The sequence below is a fragment of the Bradyrhizobium genomosp. I (2014) genome, assembly GCF_000261685.1.
Taxonomy (GTDB): Bacteria; Pseudomonadota; Alphaproteobacteria; order Rhizobiales; family Xanthobacteraceae; genus Bradyrhizobium.
The window spans coordinates 22500-41898 of sequence record NZ_AJQE01000168.1 but is presented as its reverse complement, the minus strand read 5'-3'; the positions used below and the strand labels follow the sequence as shown (position 1 = coordinate 41898).

Below are 19399 nucleotides of genomic sequence, written 5' to 3'. Positions count from 1 at the left end.
TCTGCCCAGCCACTCGCTATTGGCGGCGCTGTTCGGTCTGCCCTTCCTGACGTTCAAGGTGATCGCAGCCATCCACTGGGAAGCGATGCGGCTTTGGCTGAAAGGTGCTCCGTACGTGCCCCGTTTGAAACAACGCGAGATTTGAACCATGGACCTCGCAGCCACGCATCAAGCCGTTCAATTCGATGGTGTCCCATTCCTTGCCCGACTGGCTCTGCGCCTTGCATCGCAGCTCAGTTACGGCACGGTTCACGTACGCCTTCCCGACCAGAGAACCGTCGCGTTGCGCGGCCGGCTTCCGGGTCCGTCGGCCACGATAGAACTCAACAATTACCGGTTCGCGCGCAGCCTTGTCATGGGTGGCGACATCGGCATGGCCGAGGCTTACATTCGAGGCGATTGGACCACACCCGATCTCACCCAGCTTCTCTACGTGTTCTGTCTCAACGAAGAGCTGGTCGACAATGCCTTTGCCGGGAACATGCTGGTCCGATTCTGCCGGCGGGTGCTTCATCGATTGCGCCGGAACACGAGACAGGGGTCGAGGCACAACATCCATTCGCATTACGATCTCGGAAACGAGTTCTTCGCTGCGTGGCTCGATTCAAGCATGACCTACTCGTCGGCTCTGTTTCCGGCCGAGACAGCCGACCTGCCCTCCGCCCAACAGCACAAATACGAACAACTGGCGAAAGTCATCGAATTGCGGCCCGGTCAGAGCGTGCTCGAGATCGGATGCGGTTGGGGCGGCTTCGCCGAGTTCGCCGCGAAGACTTACGGCGCCAGCGTGGTGGCACTCACCATCAGCAAGGAACAGCACGAATTTGCCCGTCGACGAATCCACGAAGCCGGGCTCGCCGAGAAGGTCGAGGTCCGGTTGCAGGATTATCGCGACCAGGAAGGTCATTTCGATCGCATCGCCTCCATCGAGATGATCGAGGCCGTCGGCGAGCAATTCTGGCCAGCCTACTTCGATCAGTTGAACCGGCGGCTCAAGCCCGGCGGTCTGGCAGGCATCCAGGCCATCACGGTCCGCGACGAGCTCTTTGACAGCTATCGGCAGCGTGTGGACTTCATCCAGAGATACATCTTTCCGGGAGGGATGCTCCCCTCGACGAACATCCTGCGCTCGCTCGGCGAACGCTTCGAGGTGCCTGTCATTCGCGAGCGCGTGTTCGGGCAGGACTACGCAAGGACGATCGCGCTCTGGCGAGAGAACTTCGGCCGGGCATGGAGCGACCTGACCTCGCTCGGGTTCGACGAGCCCTTCCGCCGGCTGTGGGAATACTATTTGTGCTACTGCGAGGCAGGATTCAGGGCCGGAAAGATCGACGTCCGGCAACTGGTTTTTGCACGCCGGAGCTGACGCGGTTCAGGGGACCGCGGCCCCCGCCAGCAGCGTGCAGTATATCAACGCACGATCCGGAGAAAGTGCGCAGCGGTTTTCCGAAGGGATGTCCTCAAACAAGCATCCAAAGCGCGATGGCGATTCATCCCAGTTTCATCGCGCTTCGGCAGCGCTGGCGGTTTCGAGCCTCACACCGCGCGCGCAAGAACGATCGCGCCGGACAGGATGAGGATCCCGCCTGCTGCATAGCTCAATCTTCGGCCGAACGGCAGCAGCTTCTCGGCGGCGACATAGAGCATGAGGCCGACGATCCAGACCAGGTTCATCACGCCGCCGACAAACAGCACGACCATCAGAAACCAGCAGCAGCCGACGCAGTAGCTGCCGTGGCGCAGCCCCATGCGGAATGCCCCGCGCGTGCCGGGCCGCCAATGCCGGCTGAGAAACAACAGCGGGCTCTCGCAGTAACGCAGGCAGGCGTGCTTGAGCGGCGTGAACTGGTAGAGCCCCGCGGCAAGCAAGATGACGCCGCCCAGAACCGCGCTGGTGCTTGCCATCGCCATCGACAAGAGGCCGAGGCGTTCGAGCGCCCATTGGGCCAGGACTGCAGCGAGACTGAAGCCGGCCCATGTCACGAGGTACCCGGCGAGAAAAATCCAGGCATCGATTGCCGCACGGGATGCATCCTCATGCTTGCGCCTGATCGTCGTATACAGGAGGACGGTGGGCGCCGCGCTCGGCACCATCATCGCGATCATCATCACCCACCACATCGCGAACAGCAGCGCGGCGGAGCGCAGCGTCCACGGCATCGGGGCCATGTCCGGCATCTCGGCCATCATGTCGGTGTCCATGCCGGCGCCGCCCGCGAGATAGGCCCAGGCGAGCGCCGCGACGACGGCGGTCCCGATCGCGACGATCAAGCGATCGCGGTAGAGCAGGTGTTCCAGTATCGCACGCCCGTACATAGGTCATCCGCAAGCGCCGTGACGAATCCGGGAGCCGGACCTTCATCCTTCGCGACGCGCGCATCGCGCCCGCCGGAGGATCACGAGCCGACACCGAAGGTGCGGTCCCGGCGGCAGCGCCGCATCACGCCGCAACGCCCTCGGGAGTCTGCACGACATTGGCGAGCGAGCTGTGCGTGCCCTGGGTCTCGAATGGGATGGCACCGGTCGAACGGATGTTGGCGGACGCGACCTCGGCAGCCCTGTGCTCGAAGCCCTCGGGCATGACCACTTGAATTCGATGTGGGGCACCGGTCACGGGATTCTTGATCGGCTCCACCTCGGTCTCGAGCACATCGCCGGCGACGAGTTTTGCGACACGGCCGTCCTTGTCGAAGGAAAATTCGAACGGCGCGAAAACCGGATCGTGAATGGTCGTCACGATCAGGCTGAAGATATGGAACAGCGTGCCCTCGGCCGAATGCTTGCCCGACAGAATGTTGAACAGCGCCTGTCGCTGCTCCGGCGTGGCGCGCTGGTCGACGATGGGCTGCATCTTGCCGTTGCCTTGATGCAGCGCGCCGGGGAAATCCACCACGACCGCAAAACAGAGGCCGTCGAGCTTGACGCCTTCAAAATGCCCTCTCGTGATCCGCATGCCGACCATGCCTTTGCAATAGCCGCGGGTCGGCAGCGCGTTGAAATCGCAGGGGCAGCCAAACGCGCAATTGCAATTCTTCATCCATTCGCCTTCGAGACGCCAATCCGATGCAGCCATGGCACATCTCCCAATGTGAGCAGGGACACGGCAGCGGTTGACGAATTTGTTCAGCGTTCTTGTCGAGGCAATGCGAGAAGGCGCGAGCGGGATCGAGATCCGATCAGAAGGCCGGCATCGCAAACAAGTATGGTGGCGAGCTGCCGTTTGCCGTCGCAGGATCATATCAGCCGCAGCCGGGCTCGTATAGCGAACGAGGGTAGTGGCCCGGCGGCAGCTGCATCTCGGGGATGTCCGACGTCGTGGAAATTGCGCGCCGGCCGGGATCAAATTGCGATCTCCTATATAATTGAGATATATACATAATTCAGCCACCGACGAACTGCCGCCCAGCCATCGCCGCAGCAACCGTCGAACGCTTTCCAAAAGGGGGGATTGACCTTGTCGATCGTCATCGCACCCCTGCGCGAAAAGTCCGCGCAGCGGCCGACGTGCATGGATGGCGCTGCCGTAGCGCCAGTGCAGAGGCGCCAGGAACCGGGCTCCCGATCCTTGTCTTGACGCGTTTTCTTCACGCGAACCGGTGCTCCACTTCGCTGGAAAACGCTCTGATTGCGGCATCCGGGGGCAAGGCCTATGCTGCAGCCCGGCAATCACGCGGCCGCCCATCGTGCGGCGGGGGCAGCCTCACGGTGGATGGCTCGCACACCCATCCGAAAGGCTACGCCATGACCATTGCCCCCACATTGCACCGATATCTGGCTGCGGAGAATATCGAGTACGCCGAGATCCCGCACGCTCTCACCATGTCGTCCGCGCGGACGGCGCAGGCCTGCCACGTCTCGGGCGATCACCTCGCCAAGGCCGTCGTGCTGCGGCATGACGGCGGCTATATGCTCGCGGTCGTGCCGGCATCGCACCATCTCAACCTGCCGGACTTGAAGGAGAGGCTCGGCGAGGATCTCGTGATGGCCAACGAGACCGAAATCAACCGGCTGTTCGCGGACTGCGCGCACGGAGCCGTTCCGGCGGTCGGCCGGTGCTACGGGCTCGATCTCGTCGTCGACGACAGCATCCGCGCCCAGCCTCAGGTCTATATCGAAGCCGGCGATCACGAGACGCTGCTTCAGCTCACCCATGCGCAGTTCGCGCGCCTGACGGCCAGTGCACCGCATGGACGCTTCAGTGTGCACGACTGACGCGGCATGAAGGCGAGATGTTCCCGGGCACGCCTCCGGCGCGCGTGCGATCGCGCCCGGTTCGTTGTATAGTCACGCCACGGGGGCTGCGTTCGCAACGGAGATCCTCCATGAAGGTCAAGGACGTGATGCACAAGGGCGTCGATTGGGTCAGCCCCAACACCCCGATCACCGAACTCGCGAAGTTGATGCAAGGGCGCGACATCGGCTGCATTCCGATCGGCGAAGACGACCATTTGATCGGGATGGTGACTGATCGCGACATCGTCTGCAAAGGCCTCGCGCGCAAGGACTTCAACGCGACGGGCATGACAGCGCGGGACGTGATGACCGAAGGCATCCATTGCTGCCGGGAAGATGACGATCTGGCGAAAGCCGTGCATCACATGGAGATGCTGAAGATCCGCAGGCTGCCCGTCATCAACAGGAGCAAGCGGATGGTCGGCATGATCAGCCTGGGCGATGTCGGTCGATCCGCCACCGCCGATCTGCTGACCCAGTGCGTCAAGGGCGTGTCGGCCCATCATTGAGGCAACGTCGGATCGTTCGCAGACCCCCGCGGCCCGCGGAGTCCTCTCGGGCGTGCCGTCGCTCGCTTCGCCGCACGCGGCGGCCATCTCCGCTCGGGGCAAGCGGCAGTCGGCTCAAGTCAAACCTGGGTGCTGAGGCGAGATGGTGCCCAGGGGCGGAATCGAACCACCGACACTGCGATTTTCAGTCGCATGCTCTACCAACTGAGCTACCTGGGCGTGCTCCAAGAGAGGGGCCAAAGCCCATCGAGCGGGCGGTTTATAGTGGGCTCCGGGCTGCCTGTCCACCCGGCTTCGCCAGGAGGCTCGCCGGGCAGGGCCCGGCTGTGCACAAGGCGGACCGGCCCTGCCAAGGCTGCCGCGGGATGAAGCCTGCATCCAACCATCCAATTGGAATTACTTGCCTATTCGACGTCATCCACTTCGTCGTCGCGACCGGGGATGACGTAGGAGCCTTTCAGCCAGCGGTTCAGATCGACGTCGCGGCAGCGCGAAGAGCAGAACGGACGGGTGGCTTCCGATTGCGGCTTGCCGCAGATCGGGCAGGTTTTGAGCGGGCCGGCGGGCTTTTTGACCTGGTCGTCCATGAGGTGCGCAGCTCAAGTGGGGTGAGGAAGTTCAAGCGCCTGTCGCCAAACGGGTTCCCGGAGCAACGGTACAGGGGCCGCGGCCCGGTCCCGGCCGGGCCATTCTACTGTGCATGGGGTCATTTTCGAGATTCTTGTCAGCCAGCCGTCGCGCTCACACCGCGGTGGTGTTGAGCCAGCCGAAGCGGATCGGAAAGCCCTCGCCGCCGAGCAGGGTCGTGGTCTCATAGAGCGGCAGGCCGACGACGTTGGTGTAGGACCCGACCATCTTGACCACGAAGGAGCCGGCGATGCCTTGCACGGCATAGCCGCCGGCTTTGCCGCGCCATTCGCCGGAGCCGATATAGGCCTGGATGTCGTCCTCCGAGAGGCGCTTGAAGCGCACCCGGGTCTCGACCAGGCGCTGACGGAAGGCTTCGCGCGGCGTGACGAGGCAGATCGCGGTGTAGACGCGATGGTTGCGGCCCGACAGCAGCCGCAGGCATTGCGCGGCTTCGTCGACCAGATTGGCCTTGGGCAGGATGCGGCGACCGACCGCCACCACGGTGTCGGCGGAGAGGATGAAGGCGCCGCGCAGCTCGTCGTCGAGCTGCACCGATTTCAGCGCCGCATCGGCTTTGGCACGGGCGAGGCGATTGGCGCAGGCGCGCGGCAGCTCACCCCGCTTCGGCGTCTCGTCGACATCGGCCGGCCGGAGCGCATCCGGCTCGATGCCGGCCTGGTTGAGCAGCGACAGGCGGCGCGGCGAACCGGAGGCAAGTACGAATTTGGGGCGGCCGAGCATCAGGTGATTTGCGGGATGAAGCAGGGGGTGAATTGCGCGCGGAACCTATCGGAAGGGGGCTGATTTCACAACCGGGAACCGGAGGTCTGATGATTCGAGCTTTCCGACATGCCTGTGCCTGCGCTCTGTGACGTCGGTGTTACGGGAGGTCTTCGCCTCTCCCCGCTTGCGGGGAGAGGCCGGAATTCAAGCGTGCTTGAATTCCGGGTGAGGGGGACTCTCCGCGATTCTCGCTATCACCGTCGTTGCCGAGACTCCCCCTCACACCGACCCTCTCTCCCCGCAAGCGGGGCGAGGGATAAAGAGCCGTCCGGGGCACGAGATCACCCCGATGCCGCGCCCGCCTTGGCGAAGCGCCGGCGGATGCGCATCAAGAGCTGATCGCAGACCTCGCGATAGGCGGAGAGCTTCTGGTCGCGGCTGCCTTCGATGGTGGTGGGATCCTGCATCGGCCAGTATTCGACCTCGGCCGCGAGTGTCCGCGTCAGCTCCAGCGCCTTGTGATGCGCCTCGGGCGAGAGCGTGATGATGAGGTCGAAATTCAGCCCCTCCCAGTCCTCAAGCTCCTCGAAGGTCTGCGGCTTGTGGGCCGAGATGTCCTGGCCGAGCTCGGCCATCACGGACACTGCGAACGGATCGAGCTCGCCCTTCCTGGTGCCGGCCGACTTCACGTAGAGGCCCTGCGGAAACATGTGCAGCAGCAGGCTCTCGGCCATCGGTGAGCGCACGCTGTTCATCGCACAGGCGAACAGCACCGATTGCGGATCGCGTGCGCGTGGCGGACCCGCCATCGCGGTCAGGCCCTTCTGATAGGGGGCATGGCCTCGTCGGAAAACCGCTGCACACCTTTCCGGGCCGTGAAGCCTGTCGTCTTGCGCATGATCCGATCCGAAAACCGGTGCCCACTTTTCGGGATCATGCGCCTAACCCTTCCAGTGCAGGACGGTGATGAGCGTGAACAGGCGGCGCGAGGTCTCGAAGTCGACCCGCACCTTGCCCTTCAGCCGCTCCTGAAGCGTGCGCGATCCCTCGTCATGGATGCCGCGGCGACCCATGTCGATGGCCTCGATCTTGTCGGGGGTCGCGGTGCGGATCGCCTGGTAGTAGCTGTCGCAGATCATGAAATAGTCCTTCACGATCCGCCGGAACGGCGTCAGCGACAGCAGATGCGCGACGACAGGCGTGCCGTCCTCGCGGCGGATGTCGAACATCAGCCGGTTGCCGGTGATGCCGATATGCAGCGTGAACGGGCCCTTCCCCTCCGCACCCTCGGGCGCGAACAAATTCTGCTCAATCAGATCGTAGATCGCGATCGCCCGCTCATGCTCGATGTCCGGCCCGGAACGGCCGATCGAGTCCTCGTCGAGCGAGACTCCGACGATGCGGTTGGTCGAGTCGTCCTGTTCGGGCGGCTTTGTCATGACAGATTGAGGCGCAATCCAATCGAACGCGAATGGGCGTCCAACCCCTCCGCCTTGCCGAGCGTCATCGCGGCCGGACCCAGCGCACGCAATTGATCGGGTCCGCATTTCAGAATCGAGGTGCGCTTCATGAAGTCATGCACCGACAGCCCCGAGGAAAATCGCGCCGAACGCGCCGTCGGCAGCACGTGATTGGAGCCGCCGACGTAATCGCCGATCGCCTCGGGCGTATGGGGTCCGAGGAACACCGCGCCGGCGTTGCGGATCTTTGCGGCGAGCGCGTCGGGATCGCTCGTCATGATCTCGAGATGCTCGGCGGCGATGGCGTCCGCAAGCGGGATCGCGTCGGCAAGAGTCCTCACCATGATGATGGCGCCGAAGTCGGCCCAGGAGCTGCCTGCGATCGCGGCGCGCGGCAGCGTCTTCAACTGCGCTTCGACCGCCTTTTCGACGTCGGCGGCAAGGCGTGCCGAGTCCGTGATCAGGATCGACTGCGCGCTCGCGTCGTGCTCGGCCTGCGCCAGCAGGTCGGCGGCGATCCAGTCGGCGTTGCCGGTATCGTCGGCAATGACGAGCACCTCCGAGGGGCCGGCGATCATGTCGATACCGACCTTGCCGAACACCAGCCGCTTCGCGGCGGCGACATAGGCGTTGCCGGGGCCGACGATCTTTGCCACCGGCGCGATCGTCGCGGTGCCGTGCGCGAGCGCGGCGACGGCCTGCGCGCCGCCGACACGGTAGATCTCTGTGACGCCACCGAGATGCGCGGCCGCCAGCACCAGCGGATTGAGCTTGCCGTCCGGCGAAGGCACCACCATCACGAGGCGCGAAACGCCGGCGACCCTCGCGGGCACGGCGTTCATCAGCACCGATGACGGATAGGCGGCGGTGCCGCCGGGCACGTAGAGGCCGGCGGATTCGATCGCGGTATAGCGCCAGCCGAGCTCGACGCCGAGCGGGTCGGTGAAGCGCTCGTCCCTGGGAAGCTGACGGCGGTGATAGATCTCGATGCGGTCCCGCGCGAGCTCGAGCGCATCCAGCGTCGCGGCATCGCAGGCTTTCACGGCGGCCTCGATCTCGGCGGCGGAGACGCGCAGGCCCGATGCATCCAGACTCAAGCGGTCGAACTTCGCCGTGGCCTCGAGCAGGGCGGCATCGCCGCGCCTGGCCACATCGTCGACGATCGCGCGCGCGGCGGCTTCGACATCGGCCGACACCTCGCGCTTGGCGGCGAGGAAGGCGGCGAATCGCTGGTCAAAATCGGCGCTGCTGCGGTCGAGGCGAACGGGCATGTTTCGCTTGGCTTCTGGCTGGTCTGGAGGGGCGGATCGGCGCACCAGGTCCCCTGCTCAATGGCGCGGCGGCCACCCGCCGTCAACCCTTGCCAGGTGTCGTCCCGGCGGACGCCGGGACGACACAGGTTCGCTGGGCGCTGGTATACCGCCTCATTCCTCGATACCCGGCCCCATTCCCAGCGCGTCGGCCCCGAGATCGGTCAGCTCGCATTCCAGGCACTCGACGTCGAGGCGGATGGCGCCGCCCTGGGCGAACAAAAGCAGGGCGCTGCCGCCGGGCTCCTCAAGGCGGCCGTCCTGGGGGTGAAATTCAATGCCGACGAGGTCCAGCACCTTGTCGGGCGCGGCGAGGTCGATGTTGCGCGACTTGCAGGCGAGCACACGGTCGAAACGGAGCGCGGCGACCAGCCGGCGTGGCGCGGCCTCGCCCTCCAGCGTCTGCTCCCAGTCCAGCCGGCTCATGCCAACCACAAGCCGCTTCTCGCCCTGCCGCCAGATGATGTCGGAGGTCTGGACCCGGGCGTCCTGGACATGGGTCGAGATCACGGCGAGGTCGTCGGCATCGAGCGCGATCAGTTTGAGCTGGGGCGACATCGCCGACGCTTCTCCTTCGGAGCGGACAGGGCTCAACGCGCGCGGGCCCCGAAATTTCCGCACAAATTAACGGGCCGGCAGGTTAGAGGCCATTGATATCCTCGATCTCCAGCACCTGGCGCGGATATCCCTCCCGGGCGACGCGGATCATGGCGCGGCCGATCTGCTCGGTCGAGGTCACGAGCCGCGGTGAAATCCTGCGCAGCACCGACCACAGCGGTCCGCTCACGGCATAGATGGCCTGCACCCAGGCGGTCTTGGACCGGGCGCCGTGCAGGGGCTGGATCGCGCCGGGCCGGAACATGTAGGCGGCCCTGAACGGCAGCTTGAAGAGATCGTTCTCGGTCTTGCCCTTGATCCGCGCCCACATCCGCGATCCCTGCTCGGTCGAATCGGTCCCGGCGCCGGTGACATAGATGAAAACCATCTGCGGATTGAGCTGCGCCAGCGTCGTCGCTGCCGCGAGCGTGAGATCATAGGTGAGGTGGCGGTAGCGTTCCTCGCTCATGCCGATCGAGGAGACGCCGAGGCAGAAAAAGCAGGCATCGTAGCCGGTGAGTTGGGCTTCGATCGCGGAATAATCCGTGAAATCGGTGTGGATGATCTCGACGAGCTTGGCGTTGCCCACGGCGGTCGGGCTGCGGCCGACCACGAGCACACGGTCGATGCCGGGGTCGATCAGGCATTCGCGCAAGACGCCCTGGCCCACCATGCCGGTCGCGCCGAAGATGATCACCTGCATCGGGACGTCCCCCAACGGGCTCGCAGTTCTAGCCGCGAGCCCGATCTCGCCGAAGCCTCACTCCCTGAAAAACGCCAGGAGGTCGGCGTTGATGGTCTCGGCATGCGTGGTCGGCATGCCGTGCGGAAACCCCTTGTAGGTCTTCAGGGTGCCCTTCTTCAGAAGCTTGGCCGACAGCGGCGCGGAATCGGCGTAAGGCACGATCTGGTCGTCGTCGCCGTGCATCACCAGCACCGGCACGTTGATCTTCTTGAGGTCCTCGGTGAAATCGGTTTGCGAGAATGCGACGATGCCGTCGTAGTGCGCCTTCGCGCCGCCCATCATGCCTTGGCGCCACCAGTTCTGGATCACCGCTTCCGACGGTTTTGCGCCGGGGCGGTTGTAGCCATAGAACGGCCCGGCGGGGAGGTCGCGATAGAATTGCGTGCGGCTGGCGGCGAGTTGCTTCTGGAGATCGTCGAACACGCTCTTCGGCAGCCCGCCGGGATTGGCCGGCGTCTGCACCATCAGCGGCGGCACCGCCGAGAGGATCGCGGCTTTCGCCACCCGGCTCTCGCCATGGCGCGCGATGTAGTGCACGACCTCGCCGCCGCCGGTGGAATGGCCGACATGGATGGCGTTCTTGAGGTCGAGATGCGCGGTGAGCGCGGCGAGATCGTCGGCATAATGATCCATGTCGTGGCCGTCGGCGACCTGCGCCGAGCGGCCGTGGCCGCGGCGATCATGGGCGACGACACGATAGCCGCGCGTGACGAAGTACAGCATCTGCGCGTCCCAGTCGTCGGACGACAGCGGCCAGCCATGGCTGAACACGATCGGCTGGCCCGCGCCCCAATCCTTGTAGAAGATCTCGACGCCGTCTTTGGTGGTGATGGTGGGCATGAACAACTCCTTCAGCGGGAATCAATCCGGGGCTCGCAAAACGCGAGCCGGCGATGCGGAGATGGTTACGTGATGGTCTGAAGTCGATGCTCTCGCGCCAACCTGCGGCAATGAGAATCGTGTGATCAAGCAAACGCCATCGGCCTGAAGCGGCGCCAGGCGCCGATCGTCAGCACAACGAAGAACACCAGCACGATGCCCTGCACCACGGCGAACACCGGCCCGGACGGCGGCGCCGGGGGCACGGCCGGTGCGAGCGCGGCAAGCGCCGGCACCTTCAGGAACGACTGGATCACCAGCACGAAGACGTTGAAATACAGCGAGATCATCGCGGTCACGATATAGACCGGACGCCATACGCCGGAGAGCTTCATGCCGTACAGCGCGATGCAGGCGATGGCGAGCAGCACCAGCGAGATGATGCCGATGATGTGTGAGGGCAGCAACTCCTTGAACGGAAACAGGAAACCGGTGGCGCTGGTGAGGATCGTGGTCAGCAGGAAGATCGCGGTGAGGGCGGGCATCGGCTTCGAGCCGAGCAGGCCGAACATCACGACGAGGCCGGCGACGATGGCGATCAGGCTGATGATGACATGGATCAGCGTAAAGGCGGGCAGACTCAACCCAAGGACCATGACATCTCTCCTACTCTCCGCATTGAGATGATGAGAGTAGTATTACGGTCCTCATGGGATTGCCACCCGCGTTGGCGTCGCATGCAAGTGCACAGCCATGCGTCATCGTGCGAATCGAAAAACGCATGGCTGATTTTTTTGCGCCGCTGTCGCGAAGGACGGCAGTTTCGACGAAAGTTGAATCGATCCTTCACACGTCCTTGGTGTCGAAGATCAAGAGGTCGGCACCGCCGCTGGCGAATTTCGGCACGTCGGCGCCGGTCGCCTTGCCTTCCGGACTGGCGAATGCCGCCTGAATGTCGGCCACGCTGTCGAAGGTGAGGATGGCGACGAGATGGATTCCGGAAGGACCTGCGGGAGATGCGACCGGCCCCTTGCTGACGGCGTATTTCTTCAGGCCGGGAAGTTTCTTGGCGAGCGGGATGTGCGTCTCGGCATAGTACTTGTCGAAGGCGGCGGCATCCTTGGGTGTTTTGTACAGCACGACGATTTCAGCCATCTAGTCCTCCCTTGTAAACCTTCTTCTATGTCCAACCTCATGGCGAGGAAGCGCGTAGCGCCCCCTGCGGATGATGCTTCGCATCGCCGCGCGAACCATGCAGGCCCGGATGCATCCCGGCCTCGATCCTTCGAGACGCGCGCGATGTGCGCTCCTCAGGATGAGGAGATAGTCTGCATCAAGCAGCATGATGGCAAGCCACTTTCGGCTGGCCATTCCCTTGTCTTCTCCTTGCCTAAAGCGCCGGTTTTGCGGCGTCGCCGAGATAGCCGTGCAGGGAGGCCACGACCTGGGCGCCCTCGCCGATGGCGCCGCCGACGCGCTTGACTGAGCCGGAGCGGACGTCGCCGACGGCGTAGACGCCGGGCACGGAGGTTTCCAGCGGCGCCACGAGCTTGCCCTGGTTCTGCTCGGACTGCGCACCCGTCACGACGAAGCCGCCGCGGTCGAGCGTCACGCCGCAGCCGTCGAGCCAGGAGGTGGCGGGATCGGCGCCGACGAACAGGAAGAGATTGCGGATGTCGGCGAAATCCTCGTCGTCCGACAGCCGGCTCTTCCAGCGGATGCGCCGCAGCAGCGAGGCCTCGTCGCCCTCGAGCGCGGTGATCTCGGTGTTGAACATCAATTCGATGTTCGGCGTCGCTTCGATGCGCTCGATGAGATAGCGCGACATGCTGGCGCCCAAGCCGCCGCCGCGGATGATCATCAGCACGCGTCTGGCGTGGCCCGACAGAAACACGGCGGCCTGCCCCGCCGAATTGCCGGCGCCGACCAGGGCCACCTCCTCGCCAGCGCAGAGCCGCGCCTCGACCGGCGAGGCCCAGTACCAGACGCCGCGTCCCTCGAACTTGTCGAGGTTCTCGATCTGCGGGCGGCGATAGCGCGCGCCGCTGGCGACCACGACCGAACGCGAGCGCAAGGGATCGCCGCCCTCGAGCGTCACCGAAAATGCACCATCCTTGCGCGTGCAGTCGAGCGACTTCACGGTCACCGGAATCATGATGTCGGCGCCGAATTTCTGCGCCTGGGTGAAGGCGCGCGCGGTCAAAGCCTGGCCCGAGATGCCGGTCGGAAAGCCCAGATAGTTCTCGATGCGCGCGCTGGCGCCGGCCTGGCCGCCGAAGGCGCGGATGTCGAGCACCGCGACGGACAATCCTTCGGACGCGGCGTACACTGCGGTGGCAAGCCCCGCCGGTCCGCAGCCGACCACCGCGACGTCGTAGATGCGGTCGCCCTTCGCGCCGCCAATCATGCCGATGGCGCGCGCGAGCTCGGTCTCATCGGGGTTGCGCAACACCGCGCCGCTTGCGGCGACGACCAGCGGCCAGTCGTCGGGCTTCGGCGAATAACGCGCGATCAATTCGGCCGCGTCACGATCGCGGTCGGGATCGAGCAGATGATGCGGCTGGCCGTTGCGGGTGAGAAAGCCCTGCAACCGCACCACGCCGGCGGAGTTCGACAGCCCGATCAGCACGGGACCGCCGACGCCGCCCTGGATCAGATTGACCCGGCGCAGGATCAGCGCCCGCATGATGCGCTCGCCGAGTTCGGCCTCGGCGACCAGCAGCGCGCGCAGCCGGTCCGGGGGCAGCAGCAGCGTCTCGACATCGCCCACGGCGCGGCCGTCGACCAGCGCCGGCTGGCCGGAGAGCTGGCTGAGCTCGGCCAGAAACTGCCCCGGCCCCTGGTCGATCACCGGGGTGACGTGACCGAGCCCGTCGCGCTGGGTGATGGCGACATGGCCCTTCAGCACGACGAACATGCCGGGCCCGGGCTTGCCGGTCTCGAACAGCAACTCGCCATCCGCGTAGGTGCGGATTTCGCCGAAGTGCCGGATGTGTTCGATCTCGGCGGGTGTCAGCGCCGGAAAGGTCTGCTCGGGGCGCGTGAACCGCGACATCTGCGCGTCACGGTCGGTTCGTTGCGTTTCGTCCTGCCCCATTGCCACCTCATGCACTCCAAAAATTCTGGCCGCCAGTCTTCAACTGCCGGTCTTGCCGGCGGTCCCCTCATTTAGGGAACCATCTTCGTTCTGCGAGGGGTCGGCCGTTGCGGCGCGTTCGCGGGCTTGCAGCTTCCGCCGCTTCAGGTTCTCGCGCAGCGCCGATTTCAGGCGGTCGTCGCGGGACGCCCTCGCCTGGCTCGCGCTCTTGTCAGTCTGGTCGGTCATCCTGGATCCATCACAGCAACCGGCAGAAGGATGCCACCGAAGTGTGGCAGCTCAAGAGGCCGGCGCGATCCGATCGTGCGAAACGCGAAATGGATCGAATCCGGCGCCCGGAGCAACTGGCCAGTTGGCCGGGGATATCCGAGCACGAATTGGCTGAAAGTCGGTCGTTTCAAGCCAAAATGCGGGCTTTGACCCCAATATCGGCCCGATTTTCTCGTTTCGACGGAGCCTGCAAGCTTGCACAGGAGGGGGGCTTGTGGCAGATATCGGCCCGCTTGGTAGGCCCCTCCGGGCGAGCCGATTCTTCACCAGCACATGCTGCCGTAGCTCAGTGGTAGAGCACTCCATTGGTAATGGAGAGGTCGACAGTTCAATCCTGTCTGGCAGCACCATAAACCCTCGATTTGAAGTAGAACGCTTCATTTGAGGAGGAGCAAAGTTTTTCCAGTTTTTTCGTCGTCGGCCACTGACTTCTGCACATAACGGCCGAGCGATATGACGGACCTTCTAAAAAGGTCGAAGTGCGCTCCGACATTGGTTTCGCCTAGCTTCTCGTGCCGACGAGCCGCTTCGATTGCATCCAAAATCTCAGATTCGGTAAACTGATACTTCGCCTTAACGTAAGTAGATATGCATAGGGATGAGAGGCAGTTCTTAAACTCATTTATTGCCAAGTCGACATAGCGCTTCCGTTCGAAGCCAGCTTCTTTGAGTGTGTCATGACGAAAAAACAGAGTTTCGAAAGCTTGCTCATAGAAGATGTGTATCTTGTCGGGTATCTAGTGTTGGGGGACCGGAGTGTAACTACTAACCAATTTGACTCGGCTGCTTCTGCCGCAAGCACGTTCGCCAACCTTTAAGGCATTGATATATCAGATAATTATCCGGTCGACTTGATGAAAAACTCCCTGGGTAAGCAGAGGTCGACAGTTCAATCGTGGCCGGCGGCACCAGTGTTCCACACATGAAGCAACCTTCTCGCGGCGCGAAGCGTCCGAGTTTTGCTGGTTTCCTTGACCCTCTCCATGTGAAGAGGGCGCAGGGAAGGCCGGGTGCCGGCTGGCACCCATGATCCGCCGCGCGAAGAATTTGCACACGCAAATGCGCAAGCGGGACAACAGGTGGGCCGGAAAACACCCGGCCTTCCCTGCGCGATGGTTTGACGGCTTATGCGCGCTCTCCCCGGAGCCGAGTTCCTTCTGGCCTCCGTCACCTCGCGAATTGGCGATGTCCCGAGACCCGGTTGAGCCCCGACCCATCTCCGCAAGGCTTGACCGTAGCAACGACGGTCAAGACCACGCGCTTTTGCCGTACGCAGCGGCCCGGCTCCGCCCAAGGGCTTCGCCGGACCTAAGCGCCGTCCGTCCGCACGCAGTCGGACCTCACGAGGTTCATCTCGCCCTGGTCCCACCTCGCATGCCCGGCGCTGCCGCGTCCACCGCACCCCGGCCCACGTTCGTGACGACGTACGATCGCCCCTCTCCTTGGGCCGGGATGGCGGGGAATATGCCGTAATTCCGAATTTCGGTAAAGTGGAATATTTTTGCGGGAAGGGGTTGACGGGGTTTTGGGAGAGGCGGGTGTTTTGCCTGACGGGTCAAAAATCGCTGCCGCTTACGGTGGCGCTTCTTCGCAAAGATGCAGTCACGCTGTCCTTTTGACCCCTTAATTCATGGTGATAATGTCGTAGCCTGCGGTCCGTCCGGGAGGACACCATGGAATGGCTTGACCGGCTGTTTGGAAGGACGTCGTCGCCTCCGAGCCGGCTCTTTGCGAGATTCAGGCGGACTTCGAGGTCGCCGACTGATCCCGACCTTCTGAAAATCGCCAAAGACCGGAAAGGGCATATTTCGCGAAGAGCCGTGCGAGATGAATATAATCGGCTGGTCTTGGAGAAGTACGCGCACGATAAGTCGTGATTTCCAGGACCGATCGAGCCTTGCTCAGCGGCGAAACATAGTGGTTTCGCAACAGTTCTACCCGTCCTGCGCGCGATCAAACGAGCCACCCACCTGCAGTGCCGCGAAGCGATCGTCGGCACGGCGCAGCCGTCGGCACAGCTCGCGGTTGATGTTCTGCAGGATGATCACATAGGCGTGGATATCGGCCTTGTAGCAGGCGTAGAGCTTTTGGGCCGTCAGCTCGTATAGCACGGTCGGCGCCTCCGCGACGACCGTGGCGGAGCGGTTCTGCATTTCGATCAGCGTCATCTCGCCGAAGAAATCGCCAGGCTCCAGACGCGATATCGGGATGACGCCGCCGGTATGCGTCCGTTTGCTCACCGCCAGCCGGCCGGACTTGACGATGAACATCGAGCGCCCCGGCTCGCCCTCGGCCACCACGGTCGCCTCGGCCTCGAAGCGGCGCTCGACCAGCATCGAGATGAGCAGGTCGAGGCTTGCCTCCGAAAGACCGCCGAAGAACGGCGTCGCGAGCAGGAACGCTTTCAGATCGGGGGGCGTGACGATCATTACGCGAAGCTACGCCTGGTCGATGGCTGCGGCAAGTTGGGCGGGCGCAGAGGTTCCGTCATTGCGAGCGTAGCGAAGCAATCCAGGAATGCGTCCGTGGAGACAGTCTGGATTGCTTCGTCGCAAGGGCTCCTCGCAATGACGCGGTGAGAGGCTTCACCTCCAATATCCACCGATCATTGCCGCGCGACATTCTCCCCGCGCGCCGTCCTTCGCTTCCGCCACACCTGCAGGTCAATCATGACCTTTACGGTCACCGCAAGGACGAGCGCGCAAAGCGCCGCCTTCGAGATCGTCTCCATCGTCCCCTCGATCAGCAGGCAATGCACCACGCTGCCTGCGACGATGACGATCGCGAGGGGGATATGGACGATGCGCCAGGTTCGCAGCCGCAATCCCAACCGCCGGCGCAGGGCCGCCAGAAGCGCGACGATGAAGATCGCCCACATCGCGGTCACGCCGAAGGGCGAGAACGGCGTCGGCGATGCGTAGGTCAGGGCATCGATCATGTCTGGCGGGCTGGTGAACCAGAGGCCGGCGACGTGAATCACCACCGCCACCGCCAGCGCGCCGCCGATCCAGTGATGGGCGCGCCGTCCGCGATAGGCCGACAGGCCCGGCAGATATCCGCCGATCAGCAGGGGCTGCACCAGCACGAGACCGAGCGCGATGATCCCGGCGAAGCCGGCGAGGATATAGACCGGGCCGCGCCATGCGAGTTGCTCGCTTGCCGCAGCGGCGGCGATCGGGACGCCAATGGCCAGGGCAAGGGCGGCCCAGATCAGTATCGCCCGGGCCGATCTCCATCCCTTCATTTGCAGGTCGGCTCAGACCGGCTGCAGCACGAAGTGCGCCTCGAGGCTGGTTTCCTTGGCGCTCCGCATCACCGGCCGCAGGAAGACGGTCTTGAACTCGCCACTGTCATAGGCGAGATGGCCATGCGGCTGGCCGAAGATCGGAATGATCTGCGGCATCTCGAGCCGGAACTTGCCGTCCTTGTCGGTGAGCGTGGCGCCATGGCTCTGCGGTTCGTGCTCCTGCCCTTCGACCGTGTGCGCCCAGATCTGGATGCGCTGCCCGGCGAGCGGCGCGCCGTCGCCGGCGCGGCGCACCGTGCCGCTCATCCAGAAGCCGCCCTTGCCGATCCGCTCCACGATCGCCGCGCCCTTGCGGTAATTGTTCGCCCCGCCGGACATCGTTTCGGTCGGCGCGAGGCCTGCCGCACGGGCGGGCAACAGCAAACCGGAAACGCCTGATGTCAAAACGCCGGTTGCGAGGACGGACCCGCCAGCGGCGAGCAGGCTACGGCGGTTGAGTACGACCCTGGTCATGTCAGTTCCTCCTGACAACCATGCAGTTGCCCGGCAAGCTACAACACCAAGCGCAAAACGCCCAGTTCAGATGAAGGGCGCCATAGGTCGCAATAACAGTGTTGTGAACCGGGGCGCGGGCCGCTCGATTGGCTCAAAGGACACGTGCGCCATCGATATCCAAATCGCGTGGCAGGTCCGTGCAGCATTCCCGCCTTTGTCCTCCTATATGTGAGGCCTCGCGCCCTTTGCGCCCCTCACGGGTACCCTCACATGATCCCCTTCTCCATCCTCGACCTCGCACCCATCCGCCAGGGCGGCGACGCGTCGCAGGCATTCCGCAACTCGCTCGACCTCGCCCAGCATGCCGAACGTTGGGGCTACAAGCGGTTCTGGCTCGCCGAGCATCACAACATGACGGGGATCGCGAGCGCGGCGACGTCGGTGGTGATCGGCCACATCGCGGGCGGGACCAGGACGATCCGCGTCGGCTCCGGCGGGATCATGCTGCCGAACCATTCGCCGCTGGTCATCGCCGAGCAGTTCGGCACGCTGGAGTCGCTCTATCCCGGACGCATCGATCTCGGGCTCGGCCGCGCGCCGGGCACCGACCAGTTCACGGCGCGGGCGCTGCGGCGCGATCTCGCCACCAGTTCCGAGAATTTTCCGCATGATGTGCTGGAATTGCAGGCGCTGCTCGGCGATTTGCAGCCGAACCAGGCGATCCGCGCCGTGCCCGGCATCGGGACCAAGGTGCCGCTCTGGATCCTGGGATCGAGCACCTTTGGCGCGCAGCTTGCGGCGATGCTCGGCCTGCCCTTTGCGTTCGCCTCGCATTTCGCGCCGCAGATGATGATGCCGGCGCTGCGCGAATATCGCGCGCGCTTCGAGCCTTCGGCGCAGCTCGACAAGCCCTATGCGATGGTCGGCGTCAACGTCTTCGCGGCCGACAGCGAGAGCGAGGCGCAGCGCATGTTCTCATCGCTGCAGCAGCAGTTCATCAATCTGCGCCGCGGCACGCCGGGGCCGCTGCCGCCGCCGACTGGCGACATGGACGCGCTGTGGTCGCCGGCGGAGAAGGCCATGGTCGGCCAGTCGCTGTCATGCTCCGCGGTCGGCTCGCCCGACGTGGTCGAAGCGAAGCTGAAGGCGCTGATCGCCGAGACCGGCGCGGACGAATTGATGACGACGGGGCAGATCTACGACCACGCCGCGCGGCTGCGCTCGTTCGAGATCGCCGCCGAGGTGCGGGAGAGATTGGCATGAG

At 64.2% G+C, this 19399-nt stretch carries 22 protein-coding genes and 2 tRNA genes; 6 read left to right on the top strand and 18 right to left on the bottom strand.

Annotation, left to right across the window (positions count from 1 at the left end):
* Positions 1-145 (top strand): DUF1365 family protein (locus IC50_RS39135; protein WP_157460983.1); only part of this gene is annotated, 145 nt, incomplete at its 5' end.
* A gap of 3 nt (positions 146-148) precedes the next feature.
* Positions 149-1366 carry an SAM-dependent methyltransferase gene (locus IC50_RS16275; RefSeq protein ID WP_035706533.1) on the top strand — a complete coding sequence of 406 codons (1218 nt, stop codon included), beginning with the start codon at positions 149-151 and terminating at the stop codon, positions 1364-1366.
* 170 nt (positions 1367-1536) lie between these two features.
* Here IC50_RS16275 and IC50_RS16270 read toward each other — a convergent pair whose 3' ends face one another.
* Both IC50_RS16270 and IC50_RS16265 read right to left on the bottom strand, forming a co-directional pair.
* On the bottom strand, positions 1537-2316 hold the full coding sequence (locus tag IC50_RS16270) for a DUF2182 domain-containing protein (RefSeq protein WP_035706531.1): 780 nt from the start codon (positions 2314-2316) through the stop codon (positions 1537-1539).
* Positions 2317-2440: 124 nt separating this feature from the next.
* Positions 2441-3073, bottom strand: coding sequence for a DUF1326 domain-containing protein (locus IC50_RS16265; RefSeq protein WP_035706529.1), 633 nt, complete (start codon positions 3071-3073; stop codon positions 2441-2443).
* Positions 3074-3741: 668 nt separating this feature from the next.
* Between IC50_RS16265 and IC50_RS16260 the strand changes: the two genes are divergently transcribed.
* Both IC50_RS16260 and IC50_RS16255 read left to right on the top strand, forming a co-directional pair.
* Entirely contained in the window at positions 3742-4212 is a 471-nt protein-coding gene (locus IC50_RS16260; protein ID WP_035706546.1) for an aminoacyl-tRNA deacylase, read from the top strand.
* A gap of 110 nt (positions 4213-4322) precedes the next feature.
* A complete protein-coding gene (locus IC50_RS16255) occupies positions 4323-4742 on the top strand; it encodes a CBS domain-containing protein (RefSeq protein ID WP_035706527.1) in 420 nt (139 codons plus the stop codon).
* A 143-nt stretch (positions 4743-4885) separates the two neighbouring features.
* On the opposite strand, the gene IC50_RS16250 is transcribed toward IC50_RS16255, so the two are convergent.
* From IC50_RS16250 to IC50_RS16190, 13 genes are all read right to left on the bottom strand, one after another.
* Positions 4886-4961: transfer RNA gene (locus tag IC50_RS16250), tRNA-Phe, on the bottom strand.
* Positions 4962-5146: 185 nt separating this feature from the next.
* A complete protein-coding gene (gene yacG, locus IC50_RS16245) occupies positions 5147-5329 on the bottom strand; it encodes a DNA gyrase inhibitor YacG (protein ID WP_035706524.1) in 183 nt (60 codons plus the stop codon).
* A 154-nt stretch (positions 5330-5483) separates the two neighbouring features.
* Positions 5484-6113 (bottom strand): Maf-like protein, encoded by a 630-nt coding sequence (locus tag IC50_RS16240; protein WP_035706521.1) that lies wholly within the window; start codon positions 6111-6113, stop codon positions 5484-5486.
* A gap of 323 nt (positions 6114-6436) precedes the next feature.
* Positions 6437-6904, bottom strand: a complete 468-nt coding sequence (locus IC50_RS16235) for an arsenate-mycothiol transferase ArsC (protein WP_035706520.1) — start codon at positions 6902-6904, stop codon at positions 6437-6439.
* 132 nt (positions 6905-7036) lie between these two features.
* Positions 7037-7534, bottom strand: coding sequence for a UPF0262 family protein (locus IC50_RS16230; RefSeq protein WP_035706518.1), 498 nt, complete (start codon positions 7532-7534; stop codon positions 7037-7039).
* Positions 7531-8826, bottom strand: a complete 1296-nt coding sequence (gene hisD / locus IC50_RS16225) for a histidinol dehydrogenase (protein ID WP_035706511.1) — start codon at positions 8824-8826, stop codon at positions 7531-7533. The genes IC50_RS16230 and hisD overlap by 4 nt, the downstream gene beginning before the upstream one ends.
* A gap of 153 nt (positions 8827-8979) precedes the next feature.
* On the bottom strand, positions 8980-9423 hold the full coding sequence (locus IC50_RS16220; protein WP_035706510.1) for a DUF2948 family protein: 444 nt from the start codon (positions 9421-9423) through the stop codon (positions 8980-8982).
* Between the two features lie 82 nt (positions 9424-9505).
* Positions 9506-10165 (bottom strand): NAD(P)H-binding protein, encoded by a 660-nt coding sequence (locus IC50_RS16215; RefSeq protein ID WP_035706508.1) that lies wholly within the window; start codon positions 10163-10165, stop codon positions 9506-9508.
* Positions 10166-10222: 57 nt separating this feature from the next.
* A complete protein-coding gene (locus IC50_RS16210; RefSeq protein ID WP_035706543.1) occupies positions 10223-11047 on the bottom strand; it encodes an alpha/beta fold hydrolase in 825 nt (274 codons plus the stop codon).
* 125 nt (positions 11048-11172) lie between these two features.
* Positions 11173-11682, bottom strand: coding sequence for a hypothetical protein (locus tag IC50_RS16205; RefSeq protein ID WP_035706507.1), 510 nt, complete (start codon positions 11680-11682; stop codon positions 11173-11175).
* 190 nt (positions 11683-11872) lie between these two features.
* Positions 11873-12181 carry an EthD family reductase gene (locus tag IC50_RS16200; RefSeq protein ID WP_035706504.1) on the bottom strand — a complete coding sequence of 103 codons (309 nt, stop codon included), beginning with the start codon at positions 12179-12181 and terminating at the stop codon, positions 11873-11875.
* Positions 12182-12416: 235 nt separating this feature from the next.
* On the bottom strand, positions 12417-14123 hold the full coding sequence (locus IC50_RS16195) for an FAD-dependent oxidoreductase (RefSeq protein WP_035706501.1): 1707 nt from the start codon (positions 14121-14123) through the stop codon (positions 12417-12419).
* Positions 14124-14162: 39 nt separating this feature from the next.
* Entirely contained in the window at positions 14163-14351 is a 189-nt protein-coding gene (locus tag IC50_RS16190; RefSeq protein ID WP_035706499.1) for a hypothetical protein, read from the bottom strand.
* Positions 14352-14668: 317 nt separating this feature from the next.
* Here IC50_RS16190 and IC50_RS16185 point away from each other — a divergent pair.
* Positions 14669-14743, top strand: a tRNA-Thr gene (locus tag IC50_RS16185).
* A 1584-nt stretch (positions 14744-16327) separates the two neighbouring features.
* Here the strand turns inward: IC50_RS16185 and IC50_RS16180 are convergent.
* The 3 genes from IC50_RS16180 to IC50_RS16170 form a co-directional block, all read right to left on the bottom strand.
* Positions 16328-16822, bottom strand: a complete 495-nt coding sequence (locus IC50_RS16180) for a Crp/Fnr family transcriptional regulator (RefSeq protein ID WP_035706492.1) — start codon at positions 16820-16822, stop codon at positions 16328-16330.
* A gap of 176 nt (positions 16823-16998) precedes the next feature.
* Complete coding sequence (locus IC50_RS16175; protein ID WP_035706490.1) at positions 16999-17637, bottom strand: ferric reductase-like transmembrane domain-containing protein; 639 nt, start codon at positions 17635-17637, stop codon at positions 16999-17001.
* Between the two features lie 12 nt (positions 17638-17649).
* Positions 17650-18153 (bottom strand): twin-arginine translocation pathway signal, encoded by a 504-nt coding sequence (locus IC50_RS16170; protein WP_035706487.1) that lies wholly within the window; start codon positions 18151-18153, stop codon positions 17650-17652.
* Positions 18154-18405: 252 nt separating this feature from the next.
* On the opposite strand from IC50_RS16170, the gene IC50_RS16165 reads away from it, so the two are divergent.
* Positions 18406-19398: an LLM class flavin-dependent oxidoreductase gene (locus IC50_RS16165; RefSeq protein ID WP_035706484.1), complete on the top strand. Its 993-nt coding sequence runs from the start codon at positions 18406-18408 to the stop codon at positions 19396-19398.
* The last annotated feature ends 1 nt before the right edge of the window (position 19399 follow it).

Bases quoted from the DNA above. Each gene is read 5' to 3' on its own strand.
- IC50_RS16275 (WP_035706533.1), top strand. From the start codon at position 149: ATGGACCTCGCAGCCACGCATCAAGCCGTTCAATTCGATGGTGTCCCA.
- IC50_RS16270 (WP_035706531.1), bottom strand. From the start codon at position 2,316: ATGTACGGGCGTGCGATACTGGAACACCTGCTCTACCGCGATCGCTTG.
- IC50_RS16265 (WP_035706529.1), bottom strand. From the start codon at position 3,073: ATGGCTGCATCGGATTGGCGTCTCGAAGGCGAATGGATGAAGAATTGC.
- IC50_RS16260 (WP_035706546.1), top strand. From the start codon at position 3,742: ATGACCATTGCCCCCACATTGCACCGATATCTGGCTGCGGAGAATATC.
- IC50_RS16255 (WP_035706527.1), top strand. From the start codon at position 4,323: ATGAAGGTCAAGGACGTGATGCACAAGGGCGTCGATTGGGTCAGCCCC.
- yacG (WP_035706524.1), bottom strand. From the start codon at position 5,329: ATGGACGACCAGGTCAAAAAGCCCGCCGGCCCGCTCAAAACCTGCCCG.
- IC50_RS16240 (WP_035706521.1), bottom strand. From the start codon at position 6,113: ATGCTCGGCCGCCCCAAATTCGTACTTGCCTCCGGTTCGCCGCGCCGC.
- IC50_RS16235 (WP_035706520.1), bottom strand. From the start codon at position 6,904: ATGGCGGGTCCGCCACGCGCACGCGATCCGCAATCGGTGCTGTTCGCC.
- IC50_RS16230 (WP_035706518.1), bottom strand. From the start codon at position 7,534: ATGACAAAGCCGCCCGAACAGGACGACTCGACCAACCGCATCGTCGGA.
- hisD (WP_035706511.1), bottom strand. From the start codon at position 8,826: ATGCCCGTTCGCCTCGACCGCAGCAGCGCCGATTTTGACCAGCGATTC.
- IC50_RS16220 (WP_035706510.1), bottom strand. From the start codon at position 9,423: ATGTCGCCCCAGCTCAAACTGATCGCGCTCGATGCCGACGACCTCGCC.
- IC50_RS16215 (WP_035706508.1), bottom strand. From the start codon at position 10,165: ATGCAGGTGATCATCTTCGGCGCGACCGGCATGGTGGGCCAGGGCGTC.
- IC50_RS16210 (WP_035706543.1), bottom strand. From the start codon at position 11,047: ATGCCCACCATCACCACCAAAGACGGCGTCGAGATCTTCTACAAGGAT.
- IC50_RS16205 (WP_035706507.1), bottom strand. From the start codon at position 11,682: ATGGTCCTTGGGTTGAGTCTGCCCGCCTTTACGCTGATCCATGTCATC.
- IC50_RS16200 (WP_035706504.1), bottom strand. From the start codon at position 12,181: ATGGCTGAAATCGTCGTGCTGTACAAAACACCCAAGGATGCCGCCGCC.
- IC50_RS16195 (WP_035706501.1), bottom strand. From the start codon at position 14,123: ATGGGGCAGGACGAAACGCAACGAACCGACCGTGACGCGCAGATGTCG.
- IC50_RS16190 (WP_035706499.1), bottom strand. From the start codon at position 14,351: ATGACCGACCAGACTGACAAGAGCGCGAGCCAGGCGAGGGCGTCCCGC.
- IC50_RS16180 (WP_035706492.1), bottom strand. From the start codon at position 16,822: ATGATCGTCACGCCCCCCGATCTGAAAGCGTTCCTGCTCGCGACGCCG.
- IC50_RS16175 (WP_035706490.1), bottom strand. From the start codon at position 17,637: ATGAAGGGATGGAGATCGGCCCGGGCGATACTGATCTGGGCCGCCCTT.
- IC50_RS16170 (WP_035706487.1), bottom strand. From the start codon at position 18,153: ATGACCAGGGTCGTACTCAACCGCCGTAGCCTGCTCGCCGCTGGCGGG.
- IC50_RS16165 (WP_035706484.1), top strand. From the start codon at position 18,406: ATGATCCCCTTCTCCATCCTCGACCTCGCACCCATCCGCCAGGGCGGC.